At 65.8% G+C, this 2,015-nt stretch carries 1 protein-coding gene; it reads right to left on the reverse strand.

From position 1 onward, the window contains the following. Positions 1-1,154: 1,154 nt before the first annotated feature. Complete coding sequence (locus DRB06_RS12890; protein ID WP_111820164.1) at positions 1,155-1,805, reverse strand: helix-turn-helix domain-containing protein; 651 nt, start codon at positions 1,803-1,805, stop codon at positions 1,155-1,157. Positions 1,806-2,015 lie beyond the last annotated feature (210 nt).

Below are 2,015 nucleotides of genomic sequence, written 5' to 3' on the forward strand. Positions count from 1 at the left end.
GTGGCGGGTTGAGGGATGGTGTGCGTCTAGATTGTCTATTGCGTGCGCGGCAGATTGGGTGCGGTGCGTGGCGTGATGGGCGGGGGTGGGATAGGTTGCCGTGAATATCGGTGGGCGACGGCGGGCCACGGTGGATCCGACGACGGTTCGTGTGTTCCGGTCGACGGTTCGTCCCTCCGCGTGAGGGTTCGTGCGTTTCGACGACGGTTCGTGTGTTCGGGTCGACGGTTCGGCACTTCCTGCGACGGTTCGGCACCTAGAGGTACGTACCGTCGCGGTTCATGCCGAATCGTTGGTGCTAACTGCCGAACCGTCGTCGTTTATGACGAACCGTCGCGCAGCGTCTCGCGGGGCGCACGAGTGAGTACGCGAAAAGCCCGCTCCCCCGCGGCGGCCATGTTCGCGCCCCGGGAGCGCCTGGGGTGCGGCATTAGAAGCGCTGGACTCAGCGGAATCGCCGCCGTCGCCAACGGCCGCCATCGTGATCCGGGAACTGCTTGATCCAGGTGATTCCAACGAGTCGTCAGCCGCCAACGGTCACGAGCCCGAGAACGTCCCCGCACGCCCGAGAACGACCCGGGTTCGGCCAAGACGACCTCGTCGGCCCGAGTACGACCCTGAGCGCGCGAACACGTCCTCTTGCGCCTGAGACCCTCCCGAATGTGGAGGGTTTGGGGCGGATGAGGTCGTATTCGACCGGCGTGGGGTAGTCGAATACGACCTCGTAGGCCCGAAGACGTCCTCCCAATCCCCAGAACGACCCCGCCCGACCGCCCGAGTACGACTACGTGCGCACGAGTACGACCTCGCCGACCCGAAAACGACCTCTCACACCCGAACACGACCTTCCCCGCCCGACAACGACCACCGCCTCGCAGCCCCAACCCGAACCACCACCCATGAACCAGAAGAGTCAAGTTACGTGCCAAGATCGGTTGAAGTGTTGCTGCGGCCCGGCCGCTTGGCCGACGAGGCCGCAGAATGTCCAAAACCGGCACGAACGCCGGATTCGGCGCTCCGAGTCGGCTCCGCAACCGCATGATTCCAGTGGCTCTCTCGGTGGAGCGGGCTCGTTTATGCCGGTTTTGGACATTTTTGAACCCATCCAATGGCGCCGACGAATCAGGGGCTGAAGATAGGTTCAGGGTGTCGGGCTAGTCGACCCAGATGCGTACGTGATCCTCGTCGTCGGTGACGTCGATGAGGGTGGCGGAGCCGGTGGAGTCGAGGGCATTGAACGAGGTCTTCAGCATTGCGTCGAGGTCGATGCCGCGGGCGCCGACGGCGCTGCGTACCTGCGGAAGCGTCGCGATGAGACCGGTGAGCGCGGAGACCGCCTGCATGGGGAAGGCCAGGTCGACATTGTCCTGCGGCCCCCGAACCTCGATGTGGAGGCTGCGTCCGGCCGCGCGTCGGGCCCGCGGCTGCTCCGGCGCGGGTTCGGGACGAATCAGGTCGAAGTTGGTGGAGGCAGGCGCCGCGGGGGACGGCGCCGAAGGGGAGGAGAGGGGGGACGGTGCCGAAGGGGCGGAGAGGGGCGACGGCGCCGATGAAGGGGAGGCCGGTGACGGCGTGGGACGGTCGGCGGTTGCGGCGTCGCTGTCCGGCACCGTCAACAGCGCGTCGACGCTGGTGCCGAGCAGTGCCGCCAGAGCGGGCAGTGTCGCCACGTCCGGGTAGTTCAAATCGTTCTCCCACTTGCTGACCGCCTGCGGGGTGACTCCCATCCGTTGGGCGAGCTGCTCCTGGGTCATGCCGCGTGACAGCCGCAGCCTGGCGATGTTGCGTCCGACAGAGTTCTTCATCGGTGTCTCCATAGTTCTTGATCGGTTGCTTATCAGGGCGCTCATCAGGGTGTCCCTGACCCGCCGAAGGTCCCGCAGTCTGCCGGGACCGACGGCGCGTGACCGATCATGTCCGCAGCGGTGCGCCGGACGGTAGCACGCATATGTTGATCACGGAATCCGAGGGTTGAGCCGTCGAGTCACCGACTCAACCACTGGTTGAGTCGGTGA

It is taken from the genome of Actinomyces sp. Z5, from assembly GCF_003287795.1.
In the GTDB taxonomy this organism is placed as follows: Bacteria; Actinomycetota; Actinomycetes; order Actinomycetales; family Actinomycetaceae; genus Actinomyces; species Actinomyces glycerinitolerans.

Bases quoted from the DNA above. Each gene is read 5' to 3' on its own strand.
- DRB06_RS12890 (WP_111820164.1), bottom strand. From the start codon at position 1,805: ATGAAGAACTCTGTCGGACGCAACATCGCCAGGCTGCGGCTGTCACGC.